The following is a 20,768-nucleotide window of genomic DNA, read 5'->3' as shown; positions in this document are numbered from 1 at the left end:
CTTTCAACCGTAAGCTCATCACCCAATGTTTTATGGTGTTCTTCATAGCGATAATCTTCTCCACGCGTGGTGATATCTTCTACCTGACTATTAGCACTTCCATACAGCGAATTATTTGCCATTCGATAATTATAATCGTTGACACTAACTTGGTTGGGTTGGGTTTTACTTCTGAATTGTAAATTCCATACACTATATTTTAGGTTATCATTTAAGCCGCTTGGCTGTTTTATGATTATGTTACCTGCATCCTGAAATCCCTGTTCATAATCGCTGATGACGATTACATCACAGTTATGTTCACGATGTGTGTCAAAATAAAACCATATTCCGACATCTGACATTAACCTTTTGATAAACGCTAAATCCGATTCTTGCCACTGCGTGATAAATTCACGTATCGGATAAGATTCCTTTAATTCAAATCTAAAATCTATACCTGTAAAACCATGGTTTCGTAGTACTTCTTCCACCACCTCGACAACACTTTGATTCTGAAAAATTGCACTTTGATGATGATTTGACAGTAACGCCACGCGTGGCTCTAATACCACTCGATACTGCGCTTGTTCCTGACTCATCGATATTAAGCTAAATTCGGTTATAATGCCGTATAGCGTTCTTGGTTTATCAATTAATCGACTTATTTCAATGAGTTGTTCTATAAGGTTAGCTGATTGAAAAGTTAAGGAAGCTGGCTGGCTGAGAACAGAATCAATAGCGATATGTTTATTAGGGCTATTAAAATTGATCGTATACCGCCATGGCTGATTTAATTCTTCTTTACCTTCTATTGATAATACTGAAATTTCCGCTGTGGCATCAACATTATCAATGGAAAGAATATAATGATTACTAACAGGGGTATCGACTAAAGCTTTCTTGGATAGTGATGACAAATTGTTAGTTATTTGATCCATTATACTCACGTTCTAAATCCTTACATTCAAATTTTTTAGTTATTACTAGTCGTACAATGACTTTATTAAATTACGTAAAATTAAGTAAAATAGTTTATACTTATGTGTATAAAATACGTATTTTTTTTAAACAGTCAACTTTTTTAAATTATTATATTATTTAATGTAATTACTAAAATAAGTAAATACAAAACAAAATTGATTTGTAATTAATTGAAAATAAAAGTAAAAAGATAAGTAAAAAATTATTGCTGTGTAATTATTAATTTTTTACTAAATTGAGGTTCCCTCATTAAAAAGGACAAATTTAAAAATTTGTCTTCTTATAATAAGGGAAGATTTGATTGTGTGTTTTGTTATGAAAATTTAATTATCCACCACCATAAATCGACGATTTTCAGTAACAATTTGTAAGAATATCGGCAAACTGATTTTTTCATTTTGAAGTAAATTGTTATTTAAATCATACAGTTTCGATCGTCCAAATCCATCAAGAACAATGGTTTTATCATTGTAGAGGGCAGCAATTTCTTTTTCGTTACCAGCAACTATCCATTGGCGAGGTTTGGTGTTAAATAAGTTGGCACCTTGACAATATTGTTGAGGAGAGGATGTCACGTAGAACACATCTTGCATGAGGGTTCGCATGATATCCATTTGTGAGGTAAGTTGAGTAACGGTTGTACGTGTTTTACCCGGCCAAGATATAATTAATGGCACTTTTAACGAATTTCGTCGAATCACATTATTGTCATTGCGTAAGGCAACTTTCTTAGTTTCGTTGATTTTGAAATCATTTGTTCCTGTGATAATGATGACGGTATCTTCAAAATTATTGGTTAATCGAGTATACGCAATCAATGATTCAAGATATTGATCTAATTTCTTTGCGTCAGATTCGATATCTTTAAAGGTTAAATTCTTATTTTTTACGCCAATTGAATACTGTATAACAGAAAATAATGGTGCATGATTTTCTAATTTATTTTGCTCATCGTTCCATGCCATCCAATTATCCGTTACTTGCTTATTGGATAATTTTTTGGTTTCCGGAATCGTAAAATTAGATAATAAAGCCGTGCGATATAGAGGTTCTGCAAAACCATCATAGGAAAATAGACCTAAATTATAGTGTCGATAGTTAATCGCATCTAACAGAACAGAAGGCTTGTGACCAGCTAAAATACTATTATAGTAATTAGGATCTAACCCATAAAAAAGAGAAAATTTATTAATATAGGTTTGATTACTTGCACTATAGTGATTCTCAAATGTGATATTTTCCGCAGCAAACTGTTTTAACCACGGCATATTATTATTTAATATCTCGTTACTCCAACCATCAATCACAATCATTAAGACATTTTTAGTCGCTTGTTTCTGATCATAATCTAGCCGTCCAAGCGGATATTCGATAGCAATGGCAAAAGGATTACCTTCTTGATTTATTCGATCACGATAGTCGTTTTCACTAATAAAACCATATCGTTCAAGGAAGTGACGAGCGGTTAGAGGATAGGATAACGGAAGACTTGATCTTTGCATTGTTATTGGTCGATAAAAGTTAGCATCTGCCCAAATATGAATTAGGTGTGAAAAGACAAAACTTAGAATAAAAATAATCACGACAGGTTTGGCGTACTTTTTACGTTTATTTAAACTTCGTAATTTTTTCCAACTCCATAGCGCAAATAAAATTTCGATTAATAAAATAAAAGGCACTATAACAAAAGCAGAGCTCAAAAATGAGGCTTTCTGCGAGGTGAGTAATTGCCAAATTGATAAATTTAAATGCATCCTAAAATGTGAAAAGATATCTATATCAATTAGCAATAGTGACATGCCTAATGTTGCAATAATCGTCGCAATTATTCTTTGCCATCGAGATGAATGAATGAAAAAACTCAATGGAAAAAGCAAAATTAGATAGGTAATAAATGTTAGAAAACTGAAATGTCCAGTGATACTAATAAGTGCATAAAATCGCCCCATAAAAGTACGAGGCCAATCAGCTATAATCAAATATTGACTACCCAATACTATAGCAACAAAAATATTAAATAATGTAAACCAGTGTCCCCAGCTTACAATTTGCGAGGATTGGGTATCTTTAATGTGATTATTTTTGAGTCTGAGCATAGTTAATTGTTGATTATGATGATAATGAAGAATATAAAAATCGCATGTTGTGTGACAGTTTACCTGATTTTGAAAAATCTTTCTGTAATTTTTTTATTTGTTAGCATAATGATTATGGTATTGTGTTGGCGTAACAAACGATACTTGTTATAATTTGTTTATTAAATTTGCTGACAAAAAAGATAATAATTTTGGCCATTACACAACTCAAAGTAAAACAGATTCAACCTGATTTAGCTCACCTTCATGAGCAAATGACTAACACTAAAAATACAATAAAATCAGTTATCGATAATCAAAAAAATTTACTCACATGGCAACCGCGTGTCGTATCGGCCTTGTCAATGTTATGCCCCAAAAAACGCGCAAATTTTAATCCACGCTTTATGTTATTAAAAGCTCAAGAAAGTGAGCTTTTTTTTGAATTGTTTAAGAGTGCGGTAAAATCAGAATTTCTTTCTTCTACCCCTATTTTAAATTTAGGCTATAGTTATTTTTTTAGTGATAATAAAATAACACTGAGTAACGCTAAGAGTCAGCAAGATAACTTTGCTACTAAAGAGAGTTGTATATCAATGACTCACGTTGATTCAGAAAAATTATTTGGTTGTGTAAGACAACCAGAAAATAGCCCAATTAAATTAGAACCCGGGTTAGTTCATGACGCTAATGGTGGGGTGTTAATTTTAGGTTTACGATCATTTCTCCATCAACCTAATCTTCTAATAAAATTAAAACAGATGGTTTTAAAGGAAAAATTTGAATGGTTTTCGGTTGACGAATCTAATCCTTTGCCACTATCTATCCCCCCGATTCCCCTTGATTTAAGAATCATTTTAGTCGGTGATAGATTAAGCTTAGCTGAATTACAAGAGTACGAACCGGATTTTTATAATTCTTCGCTCTATGCGGAATATGAAAATGAACTCCAAGTCAAATCAGCAGACCAAATACAGGACTGGTTAGACTATATAAAATTTATCGCAACGACTTATCAATTACCGCAAATTGCTCAGTCTGCTTATAACAAAATTTATCAAGAAGCGATTCGTTATACTGGAGATCAATATTATTTGCCTCTAGCGATTGATTGGATTTATTCTTTATTAGTCAATGCGACTTATTTCATTCAAAACGATGAGATGATTGATGAAGCAGCGATTGATAAGGCTATTGAGCAAAAATTATGGCGTGAAGGTTATTTAAAAGAACGTTTTCTGGAAGAGTTTTTTAACAACCAAATAATGATCAATACCAAAGATCAAGTCATCGGACAAATTAATGGGTTATCCGTTGTTGAATATCCGGGTTATCCGATGGCTATTGGTGAACCCAGCCGATTAAGTTGTTTAGTTCATTTTGGCGATGGCGAACTCATCGATATAGAACATAAAACGGAATTAGCTGGTAACATTCATTCTAAAGGGATGATGATTATGCAATCTTTTATTATGTCTGAATTTGCAATTAATCACCAATTACCTTTTTCTACTTCTTTAGTTTTTGAACAATCTTACAGTGAAATAGATGGAGATAGTGCATCATTAGCAGGTTTGTGTGCAATTATCAGTGCGCTTTCTGAACAACCTATTGATCAGCAAATAGCGGTAACCGGTTCAGTCGATCAGTTTGGAAATGTTCAATCGATTGGTGGTATAAATGAAAAAATCGAAGGATTTTTTACTGTGTGTAAACACCAAGGATTAACGGGGCAACAAGGTGTTATTATACCTGCAAGCAATCAGCGTCATTTATGTTTGAATGATGAGATCAGTAAAGCAATTAATGAAAAAACATTTTCGATCTGGACTGTTGAACATATAGCAGATGCACTTTATTTGTTGACGGGTATGCCGTATAAAAATGGAAACAGTATTAGTTTATATCAACTTATCTTGGCTCGTATGCAATCAATGCTATTACAAGATAAAAAACGAGACAATTGGTTTAGTAAATTACAAAATTATTGCAAAAAATAACGTTAGCCAATAAACTTTAGCCCCAATGTTTCATTGATAAGATGGAACAGTTTAAAGGAGTTTAACCATCTTTGATTATTCTTCGTAATAATTTTGAATAATTATTTATTAAACATGTAGTTAATTACATAAAATAAAAGGTTTATTTATGACATTTGAACGTAAATCCTCATATGACAAAGCTGATTTGATTAAATCAGGAAATAGTGAACTATTTGGTCATGATGGTCCCCCTTTACCATCCGATTTGATGCTAATGATGGATCGCATTATTGAAATGAATGAAAATGGTGGTAACTTTAATAAAGGCTATGTTGAGGCCGAATTTGATATTAATCCTGATTTATGGTTTTTCAAGTGTCATTTTAAAAATGATCCTGTAATGCCTGGCTGTCTTGGGCTTGATGCTTTATGGCAGTTAGTCGGATTTTACCTTGGTTGGCTAGGCGGAAAAGGTAAAGGTCGAGCATTAGGCGTTGGAGAATTAAAATTAAAAGGTCAAATTCTACCTAAAAACAAAAAAGTGACTTATAAAATTCATTTTAAACGTGTGATTAACCGTAAGCTAATTATGGGAATTGGTGATGGTGAAGTTTATGTGGATGGCAAACTAATTTATGAGGCTTCAGATCTTAAAGTTGGTTTATTTAAAGACACCAGTGAATTTTAATTTTTCCAAAAATCTTGCCTTATTTTTATTTAATAAGGCAAGATTCAAACTTTTCATTCTAAATTTCAATTCAGTCATCTTTGACATTATCCTACTGAAAAATAGAATTTAAATAACAAAATTACCGCCATCAACTCACTTTTTAGTTATTTTTTCTGAGCAATATAGATATAATGGCGCTCTTTTATAAGTTATTTTTTTATTAGTGCCAATAATGTTGTTGATAAAGCGATTTTCTATTTTCTTCATTTTACTGATTTCATTTTCATCTCTAGTTCATGCCGATTTTAACGGTAAAGTAGTCAAAGTTATTGATGGGGATACCATTGATGTGTTGACACCGTTAAAAGAAAAAATTCGTATCCGTTTACTTGATATAGATGCCCCAGAAACAGGTCAAGCTTATGGTAATGCTTCAAGAAAATATTTAGCAACACTGATAGCTGGAAAGAAAGTATTTATTAAAGAAAATAAAAAAGATATCTATCAAAGAACTTTAGGAACTGTATTTTATAATCGTATTAACATTAATGAAAAAATGGTCTCCGGTGGTTATGCATGGGTTTATCGCTATAAAGGTGTAGCAAAGAATAAGAAATTTCTCAAACTTGAATCAAAAGCCAAACAAAATAAAAAAGGGCTTTGGCGTGATCAAAAACCAATAGCTCCTTGGGATTTTCGACGTGCGAACAAAAAATGATTTTTTAAGGAAATCCTTTTTATCAGATCATTGTAATAATATCTGATACAAAGGTCGAAAGAACTTGTTATAACTGACCTTACTGTATTTGAGTGATATTTATAAATATCACTTTTTACCCATATTTTTTTATTAATCAGTGAATATTTTATAATTCATACTGTCGGCATACTTATATTTAATAAAAAATCCTCAATTCGTTTTACAAAAAAGTAAAACTATCAATACCCGTTTTTATAATATAACTTGAAAATCACTCAAATTGTTAATCATGATCAATTATCAACATTGACAAGAAAATCTTAATGCTCTGTTTTTTGGTGAAAGTATTTACTTAAATGTAATTGTCATGAATGGAAAGATCTATTTTTAAGAATTAAGTCATTAGAAAAGTAGTTTGAAAATATAAACTGATTAAACACTGTTTATTCAAGCTAACCAATAATTTGGATGCTAGAACATCAAATTTACGGCATTTTTTTAATGCCGTAAAGAGACTTAAACTTATTGTTTTAATTGAGGATAAACAGATTCAAGTTGTTTTAATGCTTCTAAGCCTTGTTGACAAGCAGTTTCTTGTTGACTTTCAGGTAGAGCAGCAACTTGTTGTTTACCTGCATCTAAATTTTGTTTCATCATATCAGTTTGTTGCTTGGAAGCTGCGTCTTCCGGCATATTTTTAACGATGATATCAATTTTATCAAAATATGATTTACACGTGTCAGATAAACCAGCCATTGTAACTGAAGATAAACTTAATAATACTACTGAAAATAGAACTTTTTTCATTATTTAATTTCCTTACGATAAATTACATTATCATTATGATAATAATAAGAATTTGGCTAAAACCAAAAATCGAAGGGAATGATATATTATCTAATTTTATTATACAATGAAAAAAGAGGAGTAAATTGTAAAGGGTAAAATGGAAAATCTTATCAGCATATAATGATTACATGCTGATAAGATATAAATGAGGTAGGTAGTAATTACATTACTACAACATCAGCAGCAGCTGGGCCACGTTCGCTATCTTGGATAGAAAACTCAACTTGTTGACCTTCACCTAATGTTTTAAATCCATCACCAGCGATTGCAGAAAAATGTACAAATACATCTTTGCTACCATCAGCAGGAGAAATAAAACCATAACCTTTACTTTCGTTGAACCATTTAACTTGACCAGTTTTCTTAGACATAATAATCTTCCTATAAAAAATTTAAAGCCGACGGGCTAATTTAAAAAACATAAAACTTGGACTACTTATAAACACTGAAACGTGAAAGCTGAAGAGAACTAATACTAATGTAAATAGAAAGTAAACTACAAACTGCTTAAATCGAGATGTTACTAAATAAATCTGCATGTTATATGCTGTGTTCTATTTACTCATATATTTGTTATTTATGCAAGAAATGTTTCAAAGATTTTAATGATTAATTCAATAGTTAAAACCTTTCAAGATGTCCATCTGTTTTATTTCGATGGACAATCATACCATTTTTATTAATGAATTATTTTTCACCAAGTAATTTGGATTTAGTAATGGTTGCTTCTACAGCATCAATAATTGCTGCCCTAAAGCCCTTTTCTTCAAGCATTTGTACTCCTTCAATTGTTGTGCCTGCTGGAGAACATACCATATCTTTTAATTCACCTGGATGTTTTTCAGTTTCAAGTAACAATTTTGCCGATCCTAATACCGCTTGAGCAGCAAACTTATAAGCTTGTTTTCTTGATAATCCACCTTTAACAGCACCATCGGCTAGCGCTTCAATAAACATAAATACAAAAGCTGGCGAAGAACCACTCGCTCCAACAACGGCATCAATTAAATATTCAGAGACAATTTCTGTTTCACCTATACAATTGAATAATTTCTGAACTATTTCTAATTCTTCAGCAGTCACTTCCGTATTTGGTGTAATTGAACACATTGCCGCATTGACTAATGCCGGCGTATTTGGCATGACACGAATAATTTTTTGTTCATAGCCAACACATTTAGCAATGGATTTGATACTAACGCCAGCAGCAATAGAAATTACTATCGTATTTTTTTTCAATTCTTTTTGAATATCATTTAGCACATCAATAATAACATTAGGTTTTACAGCAACAATGACAATATCAGATTCTTTTGCGACGTTTTTTGCCGAATCTAAATTATTGATACCGTACAATTGATTGAGAGAAATCCCTTTTTCTGGGTGAGTATCATATACATAAAGTTGTGGTCCCGTTATAATGTTACTCGCTAAAATGCCTTGTAATATCGCATTCCCCATATTACCTAAACCAATAAAACCTATACGTTGTTCCATTTTAATCTGCCTCTTAAAAATAATTGGTTATTTAATAATTAGTATAAGGTATTTCTTTAGAAAACATAATGTGTATATGATTAATTTTGTCTTCCACAGGAAGACATTCATTTGGTACTGAATCTGAAGAAGATTTGCTTATTATTCAATTTTAATCTTGATGCATGATTTGCATGCCATATTGTTGACCGGTTTGCATTAATGATAAAATTTGTTTGATCTTTCCTTCATTAATTAAATTGCTCACTGCTGGTGTATTAAGTAATATTTCGAACGAGGCTTTGCGCCGATTGTTATTGGTGACTAGCTTTTGTGATATTACTGCCCTTAAACTGTTGGATAATTGAGTACGGATAGAGTTTCTTGAAGTTTCAGGAAATATATCAATAATTCGGTTAATAGTTTGAATAGCTGAACAAGTATGTAAGGTTGCCAAAACAAGATGCCCTGTTTCGGCAGCGGTCAATGCAGCTTGTATTGATTGTTTATTACGTAATTCGCCAAATAATATAATATCGGGATCTTGTCTTAAGATACTTTCTAACACTGTACTAAAATCAGCGAGTTCACGTTGTTGAATTAATGATTTATCATTTTGATAAATAAACTCTATTGGATCTTCTAATGTGATAATATGTTTTGCTGAGGTTGAATTGATAAATTGTATTAACGAAGCCAAAGTAGTGGATTTTCCGCTCCCCGTGGCTCCAGTGACTAAAATAATACCACTATCAAATTGAATCAATGAATTGAATACTTTAGGCGCCCCAATCTCTTTTAAAGTTGGTATTTGATGATTTAATATACGAAAAACAGCTGAAATCCCTCGGTATTGATAAAAAATATTTACCCTAAATCGCCCTATTTCTTCATGATGATAAGCAAAATCAATCTGCTTATTTTGTAGTAAATCGTTTTTTTGTGAGTCATTAAGTAGTTTTAATAATTCACTTTCAAGTTCTTTTGCGATCAATTTATCACGAGTGATAAATTGAAGTTGTCCATTTATGCGAATACAAGGTATTTCACCGCTTGATAGGTGCAAATCAGACGCTTTTTGCGTTACACTAATAAGTAATAATGAATTTAATATTGAATTTGACATCTTAATTATTGATTGGGTATAAAATGAAAACAGTACATGACAATTTAATTGCCATCAAAAGCGAAATTCAAAAAATCGCATTAAATTGTGGCAGAGATCCCAAAACAATTGAACTAATTGCAGTCAGTAAAACTAAACCGGTTAGTCTTATCGAAGAGGCTATTCATGCAGGACAGCGTTCTTTTGGTGAAAATTATGTTCAAGAAGGTGTTGAAAAGATAAATTATTTTAAAGAAAAAATGCCCGACATTTCTTTAAATTGGCACTTTATTGGACCATTACAATCAAATAAAACTAAATTGGTAGCCGAAAATTTTGATTGGATGCACACTATCGATCGCTTCAAAATTGCTCAACGACTTAATGACCAACGTCCTTCTACTATGCCTAAATTGAATGTTCTTATACAAGTAAATATTAGCAACGAATCCACTAAATCGGGCATAAAACCCGATGAGGTTATCGATTTAGTTAAGCAAATTAGAACTCTTCCTAATCTTAATTTACGGGGTTTGATGGCAATTCCGGAAATTGAAGACGATTTTGATAAACAATTGTCTGTTTTTTCTAAAATGCAATTGCTTTTGCAACAATTACAGCGTGATTATCCGTTTATGGATACGTTATCTATGGGGATGAGTGGTGATATGAAAGCAGCAATTTTTGCAGGTAGCACAATGGTTCGTATTGGTACGGCGATTTTTGGTTCAAGAATCTATTTATGATATATTGCCTGCATTACTTTACTTTGAGGAGTACTTAATGGAATTAATTTTCTTTCTTGGCAAAACGTTTTTGACCTTTTGCTTATATGTTTTGATTTTACGTTTATGGATGCAAAAAGTAAGAGTCAATTTTTATAATCCTATCACACAATTTATCGTGAAGATTACTCAACCAATTATTGGTCATGTACGACGCTTTATTCCATCAATCGGTAAGGTTGATACTGCAACTTGGGTGCTTTTGTATCTATTTGCATTATTAAAAGTGATGTTTATTGTCTATTTTGCTTCATTACAGTCTCTTTTTGACAGTGTTACTTTTTTGTTTTATGCTTTTGTCGCTATTTTGCATGCCGCAGGACATCTCGTGTTCTGGTTATTATTTTTTAGAGCAATATTGAGTTGGATTAGTCGAGGAAATTCGGTGGCTGATGAAATTCTTTATCAGTTAACTGAACCTTTAATGGCTCCAATACGTCGTTTTATTCCTCCAATTGGTATGATTGATGTATCTTTTGCTATTTTTGCGATAGCGCTTATGTTTTTGAATCTTTTTGCCAATAATATTTTTGGCTTATCATGGATGATACTTTAAACTTGTCAGAGGGAGCATTGCTCCCTTTTTAAATAATATGATCTTCCCAACAAATAACATCTTTTTCATACACTATTCGATTTTTGACCGATATTTTTAATTCATGCATCATTTTTTTGTTTCCAACAATTAGTGGATGCCAATCCGGTAATTTTCCATTTTCTTGGAAATATCGATAAGAACAGCTCAAAGGTAGCCATTCAATAGTGAGTAAATTTTCACGAGTGAGTTTAATGCAATCCGGTTCATACTCGAAACGATTATGGTAATGCCTACATTGGCATGTATTGGCATCGAGCAGATTACAAGCGACATTGGTATATAGAATTTCGTCAGTGTCTTCATCCATTAATTTATTTAAACAGCATTGACCACAACCATCACATAGTTGTTCCCACTCTTCATCGCTTAGTTGATCTAAGGTTTTATCTTTCCAAAATGGTTCTCTCATGCTTTAAAATCATCTTCTTTTAACATTTGTAAGAAAAATCCATCCGTTTTAATCTTTTCTTCAATTTCATCCGATGTCCCTACCACAAACCGTCTTTTTCCGTCTAATAAGACTTTCATTACAAAAACTGGTGTACCAAAAATTGAGAGGATTTTTTCAGGAATGCCCGAAAAATCATTTTCACTTTTCATATATAAATAACAATTTTCTTTTTTTGTACTACGATAGATATAACACCACATCATAAAATAAAACCTTTAAACAATATTATGAAGATTATTTTGTAGATAAACTCCGGCGCCAAATAGTCCAGGATCTTTATGTGTAATGACATAAACCGGAATCTTTTTTACGAGAGTAGACATACGTCCTTTATGCTCAAATGCCGATCTGAACGCCGATGCTTTAAAAAAGTCAAGGAAACGAGGAACAATACCACCAGCAATGTATACACCGCCTTGCGTATTCAACGTTAACGCTAAATTACCACCAAATCTTCCCATAAATGTACAAAAATGATTTAATGTTTGCAAACAGATTTCACAGCTATTAGTTAATGCTCTATTTACGATAATATCAGGCGTAATGTTAGTTAGTGGTTGGTTATTTATTTGCTGTATCGCTTGATAAATGTTTACAATTCCATTTCCGGATAAAAACCGTTCAGCAGAAACTCGACCAAATTTTTGACGAAGCTGCGCTAAAATGCGATCTTCTTCCTCATTTATCATGGGTAATTCTGTGTGTCCACCCTCGCCGGACAGACTTATCCATTGATGATTAACTTTTATTAAATGAGAAACGCCTAGCCCCGTACCTGCCCCATAAATTGCAATAGGATAATTTAAATTAGGTTCATCACCCCCAATTTTCACCAGATCTTGCGGTAACAATTTGGGGATAGATGTTGAAACCGCTGTAAAATCATTAATGACTTCAAGTTTTTTAAGTTGGAGTTCTTCGATTAGTTCACGACGAGAAAACGACAAATTGTTATTTGTCATAATAACAGTGTCGCTATCATCAATCGGACAGGCAATTGCAATACATGCAGTTTCAACTTTTACCGATTGGGATTGAATATAATTTTTTATTAATTTCAGTAAGATGTCATCTTTTGCAATAAGAATTTTGGTGATTGCTGATAACTCGTTTGTAGCTAAATTAAACAATGCAAAACGGGCATTGGTTCCACCGATGTCGGTGACTAGTGCATACTGACTCATGTTACTCCCTTTTATGACAAACTAATCATACTTATGATCTTAGATATATAGCTTTCTATACTTTTGACATTTAATTATTGAGTACGAAAAACATAAAAGGCAACTTTGTTATCTCCTTGTTATTAATAGATTTACTCAGTTCCTTTTATGAAATTAAAACATTAACTAATTTTTTATTCACTACTTTAAAAAGGATAAATTAACATTCAATCAACTGTTATGTTTATAACCATTTTTTTAGTTTAAAATAAATATAAGGCGCAACGCCAGCCAATAACATGAGTAGTAATGAGAATGGGTAACCATATTCCCATTTGAGTTCTGGCATATTTTCAAAGTTCATACCATATGCCGATGCAACCACAGTTGGTGGTAAAAATACAACTGATACCACCGAGAAAATTTTAATGATTCGGCTTTGCTCAATATTGATAAAGCTTGTAGCTGCTTGCATTAAAAAGTTAACTTTTTGAAACAATGATTCATTATGTGGTACTAGCGATTCAACGTCGCGAATAACTTCGCGAGCTTGTTCAAGTTGATCAACTGGCATTTTTGCTCGACGAACGAGATAGTTAACCGCTCGTTGACTATCCATCAAACATAATCTGACTTTCCAAGCAGTATCTTCGAGTTCAGCTAATGATGTAATTGCTTCATCATATTGTTCTTGAGCAGAACGATCCATAATAATTAAACTTAACTCCTCTAATTTACTATAGATACGTTCAATTTGATCCGCTAGTTGTTCAACTTTAACTTCAAATAAATCAAGTAATATTTCGTAAGGATTTCCATCTACCAGACTTTGATAACGAGAACGCATGCGATACAAACGAAAAGCAGGTAAATCTCTTTCTCGTAAAGTAAACAATCGTCCATTGTGCACTGTAAAAGCGACAGTCGAGTTTCCTGCTCGATCTTCAGCATCTTCATAAAAAAAGAAGGAGTGAACATGTAATCCTTCGTTATCTTCAAAAAAACGGGCTGAGGCCTCAATATCATCTAGTTCAATACTTGTTGCTAAATTTTGTCCTAAATGCGTTAAAACAAAATCTCGATCAGCTTCTTCTGGTTCAATCAAATCAATCCAAGCTGCATTACTAATGTCGCCTTCATTAACTTTTACTAATTGTTTGTTTTTTAATCCAAACGCATTAATCATAAGGCCCCCTTCAAGGAAAATATTTCAAAAATTCTTTTAACAAATGTTTGGCATTATACTCGTTATGTGCATAAATTCCTATGGTTATGCAAATATTTCTGTATCTTTAGAAATGGATACAAAGTTCCATATTTAAATTAAAAACGGTGATGTTAAGATTGTCTCATGTTACAATACGACAATTAAATGTTTGTGCAATATTTAGGAGTTTATAATGGCAAGCCGTGGAATAAATAAAGTCATATTAGTTGGTAATTTAGGTCAAGATCCAGAAGTTCGTTATATGCCAAATGGTAGCGCTGTTGCTAATTTCAGTGTTGCAACTTCAGAATCATGGAAAGATAAACAAACTGGTGAAACCCGTGATCGTACAGAATGGCATCGTGTCGTTGTTTTTGGTAAGTTAGCTGAAATTGCAGGTGAATATATCAAAAAAGGAACTCAAGTATATCTTGAAGGACAATTACAAACGCGAAAATGGCAAGATCAAACAGGCAATGATCGTTATACGACAGAAGTTGTAATTAATCCTATTGGTGGTACGTTACAAATTTTAGGATCTCGTAATAGTAATGAAAACTTTGATGATGGTTCGCAAAATTGGGGACAAAGTGCAAATAATATGTCGGCTGCACCTAGCGCACCTCGTCCAGTTCAACAAAACCCAGCTCAACCAAAATCGCCTGAACCACCTATGGATTTCGATGACGATATTCCTTTTTAATCTTACCTATTTTTTTAATTTTGGGCGTAATAAAACGCCCAGAAATCTTATCTTTCCCATATATCTTATCAATCTAATTTGAATTATAATTATGTAAGTTTTTTGATAATTATAAGATAGAATTATGTTAGAACTGATTCAAACTGTCGGCTTTGGTTTAATCTTATTTATTCCTTTGACTAATCCCCTCACAACGGTTGTGCTGTTATTAGGTCTATCAGGAGATATGACTAATGAAGAACGAAACTACCAGTCTAAAATGACTTGTATTTACGTTTTCATCATTATGGTCGTTTCTTTTTATGGTGGGCAACTGGTGATGAATACATTTGGCATTTCAATTCCAGGATTACGTATTGCCGGCGGAATGATTGTGGGTATTATCGGTTTTAGAATGCTGTTTCCTCAACAACCTTCTCACCGTACGTTAGAAGCTGATGCTAAGATGAAAGAAATATCAAATAATATCGCTTTTGTGCCATTAGCTATGCCAAGTACGGCTGGTCCAGGTACTATCGCAATGATTATCAGTATGGCTTCAACAGTAAATAACGGTGGTTATAATATTTCAAGCTGGGTTGTTTATACTTCATCAATATTAGTTCCTCTTTTATTATGTATTATTCTATGGTTTTGTATGCGGAGTGCTGGCAGCATAATGCGTTTTATGGGGAAAAGTGGAATTGAAGCAACGTCAAGAATTATGGGATTTTTATTAGTCTGCGTTGGTACTCAATTCATCATTAATGGTGTGAAAGAATTAATCGTGAGCTTTCCAAATATTTAATAAATTAAACAAGTTAATAATGTTATTTATTGTGATAACACAATCAACTTTGGCTAGCTCACTAATGCTTTATTTTGAATCATAAATTTGGAATATTTTTTATCATCTCAACTCGCATTAAATAATTATAAAGGGGTAATAGTTGTTTAAAACCCTTTGATAATTTGTTGGGTAGATCTTCATTTAATAAATCTTCAATATTGGTGTTAGTGACCATTGCAGCCAAACTTTTTCGATTATACCAAGTTGCGATTTTTGCATCTTGATCTTTAATTAGTGGGCGTTTATAACTTTCACCAACGAGTTCAAATGGTTTTTTAACGCAGCGAATCATCTCTAAAAATTTTGCGCTGTCATTGAGAATCTCTTCCCGAAAGATATCCATTGTTTGTTTTGATGCGCAATAGTAGCCAAGTCCATAACGATAACAATTAGGCGCTATTTCAAAAAAGTAAGCAGGCGCTTCTTTCCAATCTCGGTTTGGTCGTTTGAAGGTTAACCATAACCGACTGCGGTATAACGATTTATCTTTTGAAAAACGCGTATCACGATGAATACGAGATATGGTTTTCCCAATAACGGGTTTTGTTTCAAACCATTCATCAATTTTCAGCATGTTGGGGGTTAACTGTTCTACTAATAGCCTGAAAGGTTTGATTAATTCGTTATCATAGATTGATCGGTGCTCTTCAAACCATGCTTTACTATTGTTGATCCATACATCTTGTAAAAAATTAAGCCCCGTTTGGGTAAATCCCGTAAATTGTGTCATATTTTAGTCCTTAAATAACAGTCTGACTTTTTCTAAGTCTTCTTGGGTATCAACTCCAATAGCAGGTGCTTGTTTAGCAACAGCCACATGAATTTTTTCACCGTACCAAAGTACACGCAACTGTTCTAGCATTTCAATCTGTTCAAGGGTGGAAGGTGCCCAATTGATGTACTGACGAATAAAACCAGCCCGATAAGCATAAATCCCGATATGACGAAGATAAAAATCACCAATACTTGTTTGTTTGAGAAGATCGGCTGATTTTGCAAAGCGATCCCTTTCCCAAGGAATGGTTGCACGTGAAAAGTAGAGTGCATATCCATCTTTATCAGTAACAACTTTTACTGCTCCAGGATTAAATGCTTCTGTAGCTGAGTCAATTGGAACAGCTAACGTTGCCATTCCTGTTTTATATTTTACTAAGTTTTCAGCAACTTGATCTATGATGATTGGCGGGATTAGAGGCTCATCACCTTGTACATTTACAATAATTTCATCATCAGCAAATTGATACGTATTAATTACTTCTGCTAATCGTTCTGTTCCTGAATTGTGTTTGCTGCTGGTTAGAATTACTTCGCCACCATAAGATTGCACCACATCAAATACTTGTTGATGGTCAGTTGCAATAATTACACGATGAGCAGAAGACTTTTTGGCTTGCTCCATCACACGCACAATCATAGGTTTACCATGAATGTCAGCAAGTGGTTTTGCAGGTAAACGGCTTGAAGCATATCTTGCAGGAATGATAACCGAAAAATTCATATTCAAAGCCTTCTGTTTAGTCTTGTGTACTTTGCGACTGCATTAATGGTATAGCTTGGTTTTCTAACAATACCGGTATATTGTCTTTAATAATAAAAGCGAGTTTGTCAGTTTGACAAATTAATTGATTTTTCTGTAAATCATACTCTAGTTTGCCATGGCATTTAGGACAAGCTAGCGCACTTAAAAGTATTTTTTTCATTTTTTTGCTCTTTTAATTTTTAAATCATCTAACAACGAACAGATCTGATCAACGGCCTGTGATGGGATATTCGCATCAATCGGTAAATACCACCAATTTGGCATTGCAAATGCTCGGCATTTTACTGCGTCTTTTTCCGTCATTAAAAGGGTTTGATTAGTCGTTACTATATTGTCTAATAAGGATAATGTAAATTTTTGATGATCTGCAAAAGATACAGTTTTTATTAGGTCAACTTTCCTATCTGTTAACATATTAAAAAAACGTTTAGGATTACTGATACCAGCAATGGCACATACATCATTCAGTAGATGTAACTCCTTTTTTTCTTGTGTTAACAAATTTACTGCATATTTTGGTGTTAGCTGCATGGTATACGTTTTATTCGGGTACTTTAATGCTAAATTGCTTTCAGTATCTCCATTTATTATGATTAAATCAACCGATTTTAATCGGTTTTGACGCTCTCTCATGGGGCCAGCAGGTATCCACCAACCATTACCAAACATACGTTTACCATCAATAACAACAACTTCTATATCGCGCGCTAATGCGTAATGTTGTAAACCATCATCAGTTAAAATAACATCTATATTATAATTGTTTAGTAAAGCTTTTACCGCTTCATTGCGCTGTGGTGAGACTGCGATTGGGGCCTGTGTTCGTTGATAAATAAGTACCGGTTCGTCTCCAGCCTGTTCGGTTGTAACCTGACTATCTATGATGAGTGGATATTTATCGGCTTTTCCGCCATAGCCCCGTGACACAACACCAGCCTGGATACCTTTTGCTTTTAGAGCTTCGATCAATCCAATTACTAATGGTGTTTTTCCATTACCGCCAGCCGATAAGTTACCTATAATAATAACTGGTTTTGGCGAATGCCATGATTTTAAAATACCTAATTTATATAATTGCCGACGCAAAAATGCAATCAATCCATATAACAGAGAAAAAGGTACGAGCAACCAATAAAATTTTGATTTTCCATACCATAGCTTTTCAATCATGATTAATCCACCACATTATTATAACGACTTCCCCAAAATGACTATTTTACTATATACAGTCTTTATTGTGCTTTAATTATATATAATTTCTCTTGTCTGATGACAATAATCGAATATTTGGATGTAAATTCTTTTAAGCTATTTTATCTGATAACGTAAAAATCAACTAAATTAATTTCTTAATCTCATGTTCAATTTCATACCAATTAGATAAATAAAACGATTTAAGTTTTAAGGATTTGGAGGGTATGCACTAATAAACTAGACTACTTTATGATTAGGGTTTAAAAGTTAACAACTTTTGTTATTTGGTATGGCATAAATAGCCAATATTGAACATTCATATGTATAGTAAAAAAGTGAATGAACATATCATATGCTACTAATATGATTTAAATAAAAATGTATCACTTTGATTAAGTGATACATTTCATGTTATGTTTATAAGATTTTAAACTTGTTTATCTTGGGAGGTATTTTTTAAATAAGCTTGAAAACCTTGTTTATCACCATCAAAAACAATATTTCCACCATTAAGCATAATCACCCTGTCAACAAATGGTAACAAATTAGTCCTATCCGTTGCAATAACCATGGTTTGACCTTCTTTTGCTCGTGAATTTAATTGAGCTAATAGTAATTGTTCGGTATTAGGATCCAATTCCGCTGTAGGATTATCAAGGAATGATATCTTATGCGGAGATAATATAAAGCGAGCCAAAGCTAATTTTTGACGTTGTAATATCGTTAATGGTACAGGTAATTGACGCCAATATGTATCTAATCCATTATTTAAAAACGGCAGTAAATTGTTTAAATTGACTTGTTTTAAAACTTCTAATGCACGTTCGTGACTAATTTGGGTAGCATCATTATTTAATGTTAGATATTCATATACAGTTTCACCGATAATCCCACTATATTGCCATAAATAATGCGTATCAGCGCGTAATGAATCGCTGATTGATTTAGTCAACATGAAACCATTCCAAGTTATATTACCTTCATCAACGTCTAAAATACCTAATAGCAATTTAAGTAAAGTACTTTTACCTGATCCAGGACCACCGACAATTGCGATACGTTCACCTTGCTGAATTTGCAAACTAATATCATCTAAACATGGCAATGAAGGATGATATTTGAAACATACTTTTGAAGCACTCCAACCATTTTTTGGACCATTAAAACCACTTAATAATCCGTTTTCATTTTGCTGTTTATCCAATAATTCATTAATTTGATCCATCGTATTAGTCATACGCTGAAGATTTGGCAACATATGCATTAATGAAAAGAAAGGTTGATTCAATCGTCCACCAATAATAATCGTTGCAAATAAACCAGCCGGTGACATATTTCCTGTCTGTATGAGATAAAAAGCAACAATAACCGCAAGAACAGTTTGGAGACTTGTTAATCCCATTAAAAATGAACTACATCGATTATTAATAATGTATCTTTTTTGTTCATTTTGTTGTGCTTTTTCATTTCCAGCGAGAAATGTATAGGTCGCTTCTTTATAAGAAACAGAAGACTGGTAATATTCAAGTGTTGTAGGCGAAAACGGAACTTGAGCATTGATTGCTGGTACGGACTTATTCTCAAAATAGAAAAACGTAATACGTACAACTGCACAGAAAAAGATAATTATAGGAACAATAATTAACCAGCCTGCAACAATAGCAATGACAATAAAATAAAGAAGACTGAAGACAAGATCTAATACCGTGCTAGAGAAGAATGTTAAAAACTGCATTCTGAAAACATTCCAGTTATTCATTGCCTCGATAACCTTACGTCCCCATTGAGTTTTAAAGCTTGGCGTTACTTGAATAAGCTCAGAAATGATTTTAGGTTCTAAACGATATTGAACTAAAGAAGAATATTCACATCCTAACTTGATTCTGTCCATTCGGAAATAGTACTCAACTAATATTGCAAGTATCACACCCAAAGATAGTGCCCACAATGATGAATCAGCTTGTCCCGGTATAACTCGGTCATATATCGCATTTAAGTATAGCGGAATAAGCATAATGAACAAGTTGATAATCAATGTAGTCCAAAATAGACGAGAGATTATTTTATTCTCTTTCTGTCCCATGACTAATAATGAGCGCCAGCTTAATTTATTCTGTCGTTCTGACGGCAAAATTCGCCATGTTTTTTCTGGTAATTTCTCTAGCTTTACACCCTTTTCATTTCGAATCTTACCAAAGTGAACAGAAAGTAATGACCACCCCATTTCTGGTTCATAAGCTATATAAAGGGCTTTATTAACAGGATTATGATCTTCTGAACAAGGAAATAGCTCAATACCAAGATACTTTTTTGCTAACTCAAATAACGTTTCTTGTGTTACATCTGTATCAAGTTTTTCAATTTGCTCTTGCCACTCCCATTGACCTACAGGTAAGGACAATTTCTTTGCGGCCTCTGACAAGGCCGACTTTAATTGATAAATTTCTGAAGTATTTGATGTTAATTCACTATTCATAA

At 33.0% G+C, this 20,768-nt stretch carries 22 protein-coding genes; 7 read left to right on the top strand and 15 right to left on the bottom strand.

What is annotated here, in order from left to right; all coding sequences use genetic code 11:
• Together ACKJXD_RS04710 and ACKJXD_RS04705 are read right to left on the bottom strand one after the other, a co-directional pair.
• On the bottom strand, nucleotides 1-920 hold a 920-nt coding region (locus ACKJXD_RS04710), incomplete at its 3' end, for a type VI secretion system Vgr family protein (protein WP_430875680.1).
• 366 nt (nucleotides 921-1,286) lie between these two features.
• Entirely contained in the window at nucleotides 1,287-3,059 is a 1,773-nt protein-coding gene (locus tag ACKJXD_RS04705) for a DUF3413 domain-containing protein (protein WP_430875677.1), read from the bottom strand.
• A 191-nt stretch (nucleotides 3,060-3,250) separates the two neighbouring features.
• On the opposite strand from ACKJXD_RS04705, the gene ACKJXD_RS04700 reads away from it, so the two are divergent.
• The 3 genes from ACKJXD_RS04700 (at nucleotide 3,251) to ACKJXD_RS04690 (ending at nucleotide 6,408) form a co-directional block, all read left to right on the top strand.
• Complete coding sequence (locus tag ACKJXD_RS04700; protein ID WP_430875676.1) at nucleotides 3,251-5,038, top strand: AAA family ATPase; 1,788 nt, start codon at nucleotides 3,251-3,253, stop codon at nucleotides 5,036-5,038.
• Between the two features lie 148 nt (nucleotides 5,039-5,186).
• Complete coding sequence (gene fabA, locus ACKJXD_RS04695) at nucleotides 5,187-5,708, top strand: bifunctional 3-hydroxydecanoyl-ACP dehydratase/trans-2-decenoyl-ACP isomerase (RefSeq protein ID WP_220216911.1); 522 nt, start codon at nucleotides 5,187-5,189, stop codon at nucleotides 5,706-5,708.
• Between the two features lie 214 nt (nucleotides 5,709-5,922).
• A complete protein-coding gene (locus ACKJXD_RS04690; protein ID WP_430875675.1) occupies nucleotides 5,923-6,408 on the top strand; it encodes a thermonuclease family protein in 486 nt (161 codons plus the stop codon).
• A 504-nt stretch (nucleotides 6,409-6,912) separates the two neighbouring features.
• Here ACKJXD_RS04690 and ACKJXD_RS04685 read toward each other — a convergent pair.
• The 4 genes from ACKJXD_RS04685 to ACKJXD_RS04670 form a co-directional block, all read right to left on the bottom strand.
• The gene (locus ACKJXD_RS04685) at nucleotides 6,913-7,197 is read right to left on the bottom strand and encodes a DUF5339 domain-containing protein (RefSeq protein ID WP_220216909.1); all 285 of its coding nucleotides are present in this window, start codon (nucleotides 7,195-7,197) and stop codon (nucleotides 6,913-6,915) included.
• 203 nt (nucleotides 7,198-7,400) lie between these two features.
• On the bottom strand, nucleotides 7,401-7,610 hold the full coding sequence (cspE, locus tag ACKJXD_RS04680; protein WP_220216908.1) for a transcription antiterminator/RNA stability regulator CspE: 210 nt from the start codon (nucleotides 7,608-7,610) through the stop codon (nucleotides 7,401-7,403).
• A 316-nt stretch (nucleotides 7,611-7,926) separates the two neighbouring features.
• Nucleotides 7,927-8,736 (bottom strand): pyrroline-5-carboxylate reductase, encoded by an 810-nt coding sequence (gene proC, locus ACKJXD_RS04675; protein WP_294826536.1) that lies wholly within the window; start codon nucleotides 8,734-8,736, stop codon nucleotides 7,927-7,929.
• A gap of 151 nt (nucleotides 8,737-8,887) precedes the next feature.
• Nucleotides 8,888-9,841 (bottom strand): type IV pilus twitching motility protein PilT, encoded by a 954-nt coding sequence (locus ACKJXD_RS04670; RefSeq protein ID WP_430875674.1) that lies wholly within the window; start codon nucleotides 9,839-9,841, stop codon nucleotides 8,888-8,890.
• A gap of 23 nt (nucleotides 9,842-9,864) precedes the next feature.
• On the opposite strand from ACKJXD_RS04670, the gene ACKJXD_RS04665 reads away from it, so the two are divergent.
• Nucleotides 9,865-10,566 (top strand): YggS family pyridoxal phosphate-dependent enzyme, encoded by a 702-nt coding sequence (locus ACKJXD_RS04665; RefSeq protein ID WP_430875673.1) that lies wholly within the window; start codon nucleotides 9,865-9,867, stop codon nucleotides 10,564-10,566.
• A 37-nt stretch (nucleotides 10,567-10,603) separates the two neighbouring features.
• On the top strand, nucleotides 10,604-11,161 hold the full coding sequence (locus tag ACKJXD_RS04660) for a YggT family protein (protein WP_430875672.1): 558 nt from the start codon (nucleotides 10,604-10,606) through the stop codon (nucleotides 11,159-11,161).
• 28 nt (nucleotides 11,162-11,189) lie between these two features.
• On the opposite strand, the gene ACKJXD_RS04655 is transcribed toward ACKJXD_RS04660, so the two are convergent.
• The 4 genes from ACKJXD_RS04655 to corA form a co-directional block, all read right to left on the bottom strand.
• The gene (locus ACKJXD_RS04655) at nucleotides 11,190-11,612 is read right to left on the bottom strand and encodes a YcgN family cysteine cluster protein (RefSeq protein ID WP_430875671.1); all 423 of its coding nucleotides are present in this window, start codon (nucleotides 11,610-11,612) and stop codon (nucleotides 11,190-11,192) included.
• Entirely contained in the window at nucleotides 11,609-11,857 is a 249-nt protein-coding gene (locus ACKJXD_RS04650; RefSeq protein ID WP_220216902.1) for a YcgL domain-containing protein, read from the bottom strand. Before ACKJXD_RS04650 ends, ACKJXD_RS04655 begins: the two co-directional genes overlap by 4 nt.
• Nucleotides 11,858-11,869: 12 nt before the next feature.
• Nucleotides 11,870-12,838, bottom strand: a complete 969-nt coding sequence (locus tag ACKJXD_RS04645) for a glucokinase (protein ID WP_430875670.1) — start codon at nucleotides 12,836-12,838, stop codon at nucleotides 11,870-11,872.
• Between the two features lie 223 nt (nucleotides 12,839-13,061).
• Nucleotides 13,062-14,003, bottom strand: coding sequence for a magnesium/cobalt transporter CorA (gene corA, locus ACKJXD_RS04640; protein ID WP_220216900.1), 942 nt, complete (start codon nucleotides 14,001-14,003; stop codon nucleotides 13,062-13,064).
• A gap of 214 nt (nucleotides 14,004-14,217) precedes the next feature.
• Between corA and ACKJXD_RS04635 the strand changes: the two genes are divergently transcribed.
• Nucleotides 14,218-14,727, top strand: coding sequence for a single-stranded DNA-binding protein (locus tag ACKJXD_RS04635; protein WP_220216899.1), 510 nt, complete (start codon nucleotides 14,218-14,220; stop codon nucleotides 14,725-14,727).
• Nucleotides 14,728-14,851: 124 nt separating this feature from the next.
• A complete protein-coding gene (locus tag ACKJXD_RS04630) occupies nucleotides 14,852-15,514 on the top strand; it encodes a MarC family NAAT transporter (RefSeq protein ID WP_220216898.1) in 663 nt (220 codons plus the stop codon).
• Between the two features lie 79 nt (nucleotides 15,515-15,593).
• On the opposite strand, the gene ACKJXD_RS04625 is transcribed toward ACKJXD_RS04630, so the two are convergent.
• From ACKJXD_RS04625 to ACKJXD_RS04605, 5 genes are all read right to left on the bottom strand, one after another.
• A complete protein-coding gene (locus tag ACKJXD_RS04625; protein ID WP_430875669.1) occupies nucleotides 15,594-16,286 on the bottom strand; it encodes a DUF2461 domain-containing protein in 693 nt (230 codons plus the stop codon).
• A gap of 3 nt (nucleotides 16,287-16,289) precedes the next feature.
• Nucleotides 16,290-17,054, bottom strand: coding sequence for a 3-deoxy-manno-octulosonate cytidylyltransferase (gene kdsB, locus ACKJXD_RS04620; RefSeq protein ID WP_430875668.1), 765 nt, complete (start codon nucleotides 17,052-17,054; stop codon nucleotides 16,290-16,292).
• Between the two features lie 16 nt (nucleotides 17,055-17,070).
• The gene (locus ACKJXD_RS04615; RefSeq protein WP_220216895.1) at nucleotides 17,071-17,256 is read right to left on the bottom strand and encodes a Trm112 family protein; all 186 of its coding nucleotides are present in this window, start codon (nucleotides 17,254-17,256) and stop codon (nucleotides 17,071-17,073) included.
• On the bottom strand, nucleotides 17,253-18,266 hold the full coding sequence (gene lpxK / locus ACKJXD_RS04610; protein ID WP_220216894.1) for a tetraacyldisaccharide 4'-kinase: 1,014 nt from the start codon (nucleotides 18,264-18,266) through the stop codon (nucleotides 17,253-17,255). Before lpxK ends, ACKJXD_RS04615 begins: the two co-directional genes overlap by 4 nt.
• 451 nt (nucleotides 18,267-18,717) lie before the next feature.
• Nucleotides 18,718-20,766, bottom strand: coding sequence for an ATP-binding cassette domain-containing protein (locus tag ACKJXD_RS04605; protein ID WP_430875667.1), 2,049 nt, complete (start codon nucleotides 20,764-20,766; stop codon nucleotides 18,718-18,720).
• Between the last annotated feature and the right edge of the window lie 2 nt (nucleotides 20,767-20,768).

Origin of the sequence: Gilliamella sp. G0441, assembly GCF_050589305.1 — a bacterium.
Taxonomy (GTDB): Bacteria; Pseudomonadota; Gammaproteobacteria; order Enterobacterales; family Orbaceae; genus Gilliamella.
This window is presented reverse-complemented; position numbering and strand designations above follow the sequence as displayed.

Coding starts and splice junctions, on each gene's coding strand:
- ACKJXD_RS04705 (WP_430875677.1), bottom strand. CDS start 3,059: ATGCTCAGACTCAAAAATAATCACATTAAAGATACCCAATCCTCGCAA.
- fabA (WP_220216911.1), top strand. CDS start 5,187: ATGACATTTGAACGTAAATCCTCATATGACAAAGCTGATTTGATTAAA.
- ACKJXD_RS04690 (WP_430875675.1), top strand. CDS start 5,923: ATGTTGTTGATAAAGCGATTTTCTATTTTCTTCATTTTACTGATTTCA.
- ACKJXD_RS04685 (WP_220216909.1), bottom strand. CDS start 7,197: ATGAAAAAAGTTCTATTTTCAGTAGTATTATTAAGTTTATCTTCAGTT.
- cspE (WP_220216908.1), bottom strand. CDS start 7,610: ATGTCTAAGAAAACTGGTCAAGTTAAATGGTTCAACGAAAGTAAAGGT.
- proC (WP_294826536.1), bottom strand. CDS start 8,736: ATGGAACAACGTATAGGTTTTATTGGTTTAGGTAATATGGGGAATGCG.
- ACKJXD_RS04670 (WP_430875674.1), bottom strand. CDS start 9,841: ATGTCAAATTCAATATTAAATTCATTATTACTTATTAGTGTAACGCAA.
- ACKJXD_RS04665 (WP_430875673.1), top strand. CDS start 9,865: ATGAAAACAGTACATGACAATTTAATTGCCATCAAAAGCGAAATTCAA.
- ACKJXD_RS04660 (WP_430875672.1), top strand. CDS start 10,604: ATGGAATTAATTTTCTTTCTTGGCAAAACGTTTTTGACCTTTTGCTTA.
- ACKJXD_RS04655 (WP_430875671.1), bottom strand. CDS start 11,612: ATGAGAGAACCATTTTGGAAAGATAAAACCTTAGATCAACTAAGCGAT.
- ACKJXD_RS04650 (WP_220216902.1), bottom strand. CDS start 11,857: ATGATGTGGTGTTATATCTATCGTAGTACAAAAAAAGAAAATTGTTAT.
- ACKJXD_RS04645 (WP_430875670.1), bottom strand. CDS start 12,838: ATGAGTCAGTATGCACTAGTCACCGACATCGGTGGAACCAATGCCCGT.
- corA (WP_220216900.1), bottom strand. CDS start 14,003: ATGATTAATGCGTTTGGATTAAAAAACAAACAATTAGTAAAAGTTAAT.
- ACKJXD_RS04635 (WP_220216899.1), top strand. CDS start 14,218: ATGGCAAGCCGTGGAATAAATAAAGTCATATTAGTTGGTAATTTAGGT.
- ACKJXD_RS04630 (WP_220216898.1), top strand. CDS start 14,852: ATGTTAGAACTGATTCAAACTGTCGGCTTTGGTTTAATCTTATTTATT.
- ACKJXD_RS04625 (WP_430875669.1), bottom strand. CDS start 16,286: ATGACACAATTTACGGGATTTACCCAAACGGGGCTTAATTTTTTACAA.
- kdsB (WP_430875668.1), bottom strand. CDS start 17,054: ATGAATTTTTCGGTTATCATTCCTGCAAGATATGCTTCAAGCCGTTTA.
- ACKJXD_RS04615 (WP_220216895.1), bottom strand. CDS start 17,256: ATGAAAAAAATACTTTTAAGTGCGCTAGCTTGTCCTAAATGCCATGGC.
- lpxK (WP_220216894.1), bottom strand. CDS start 18,266: ATGATTGAAAAGCTATGGTATGGAAAATCAAAATTTTATTGGTTGCTC.
- ACKJXD_RS04605 (WP_430875667.1), bottom strand. CDS start 20,766: ATGAATAGTGAATTAACATCAAATACTTCAGAAATTTATCAATTAAAG.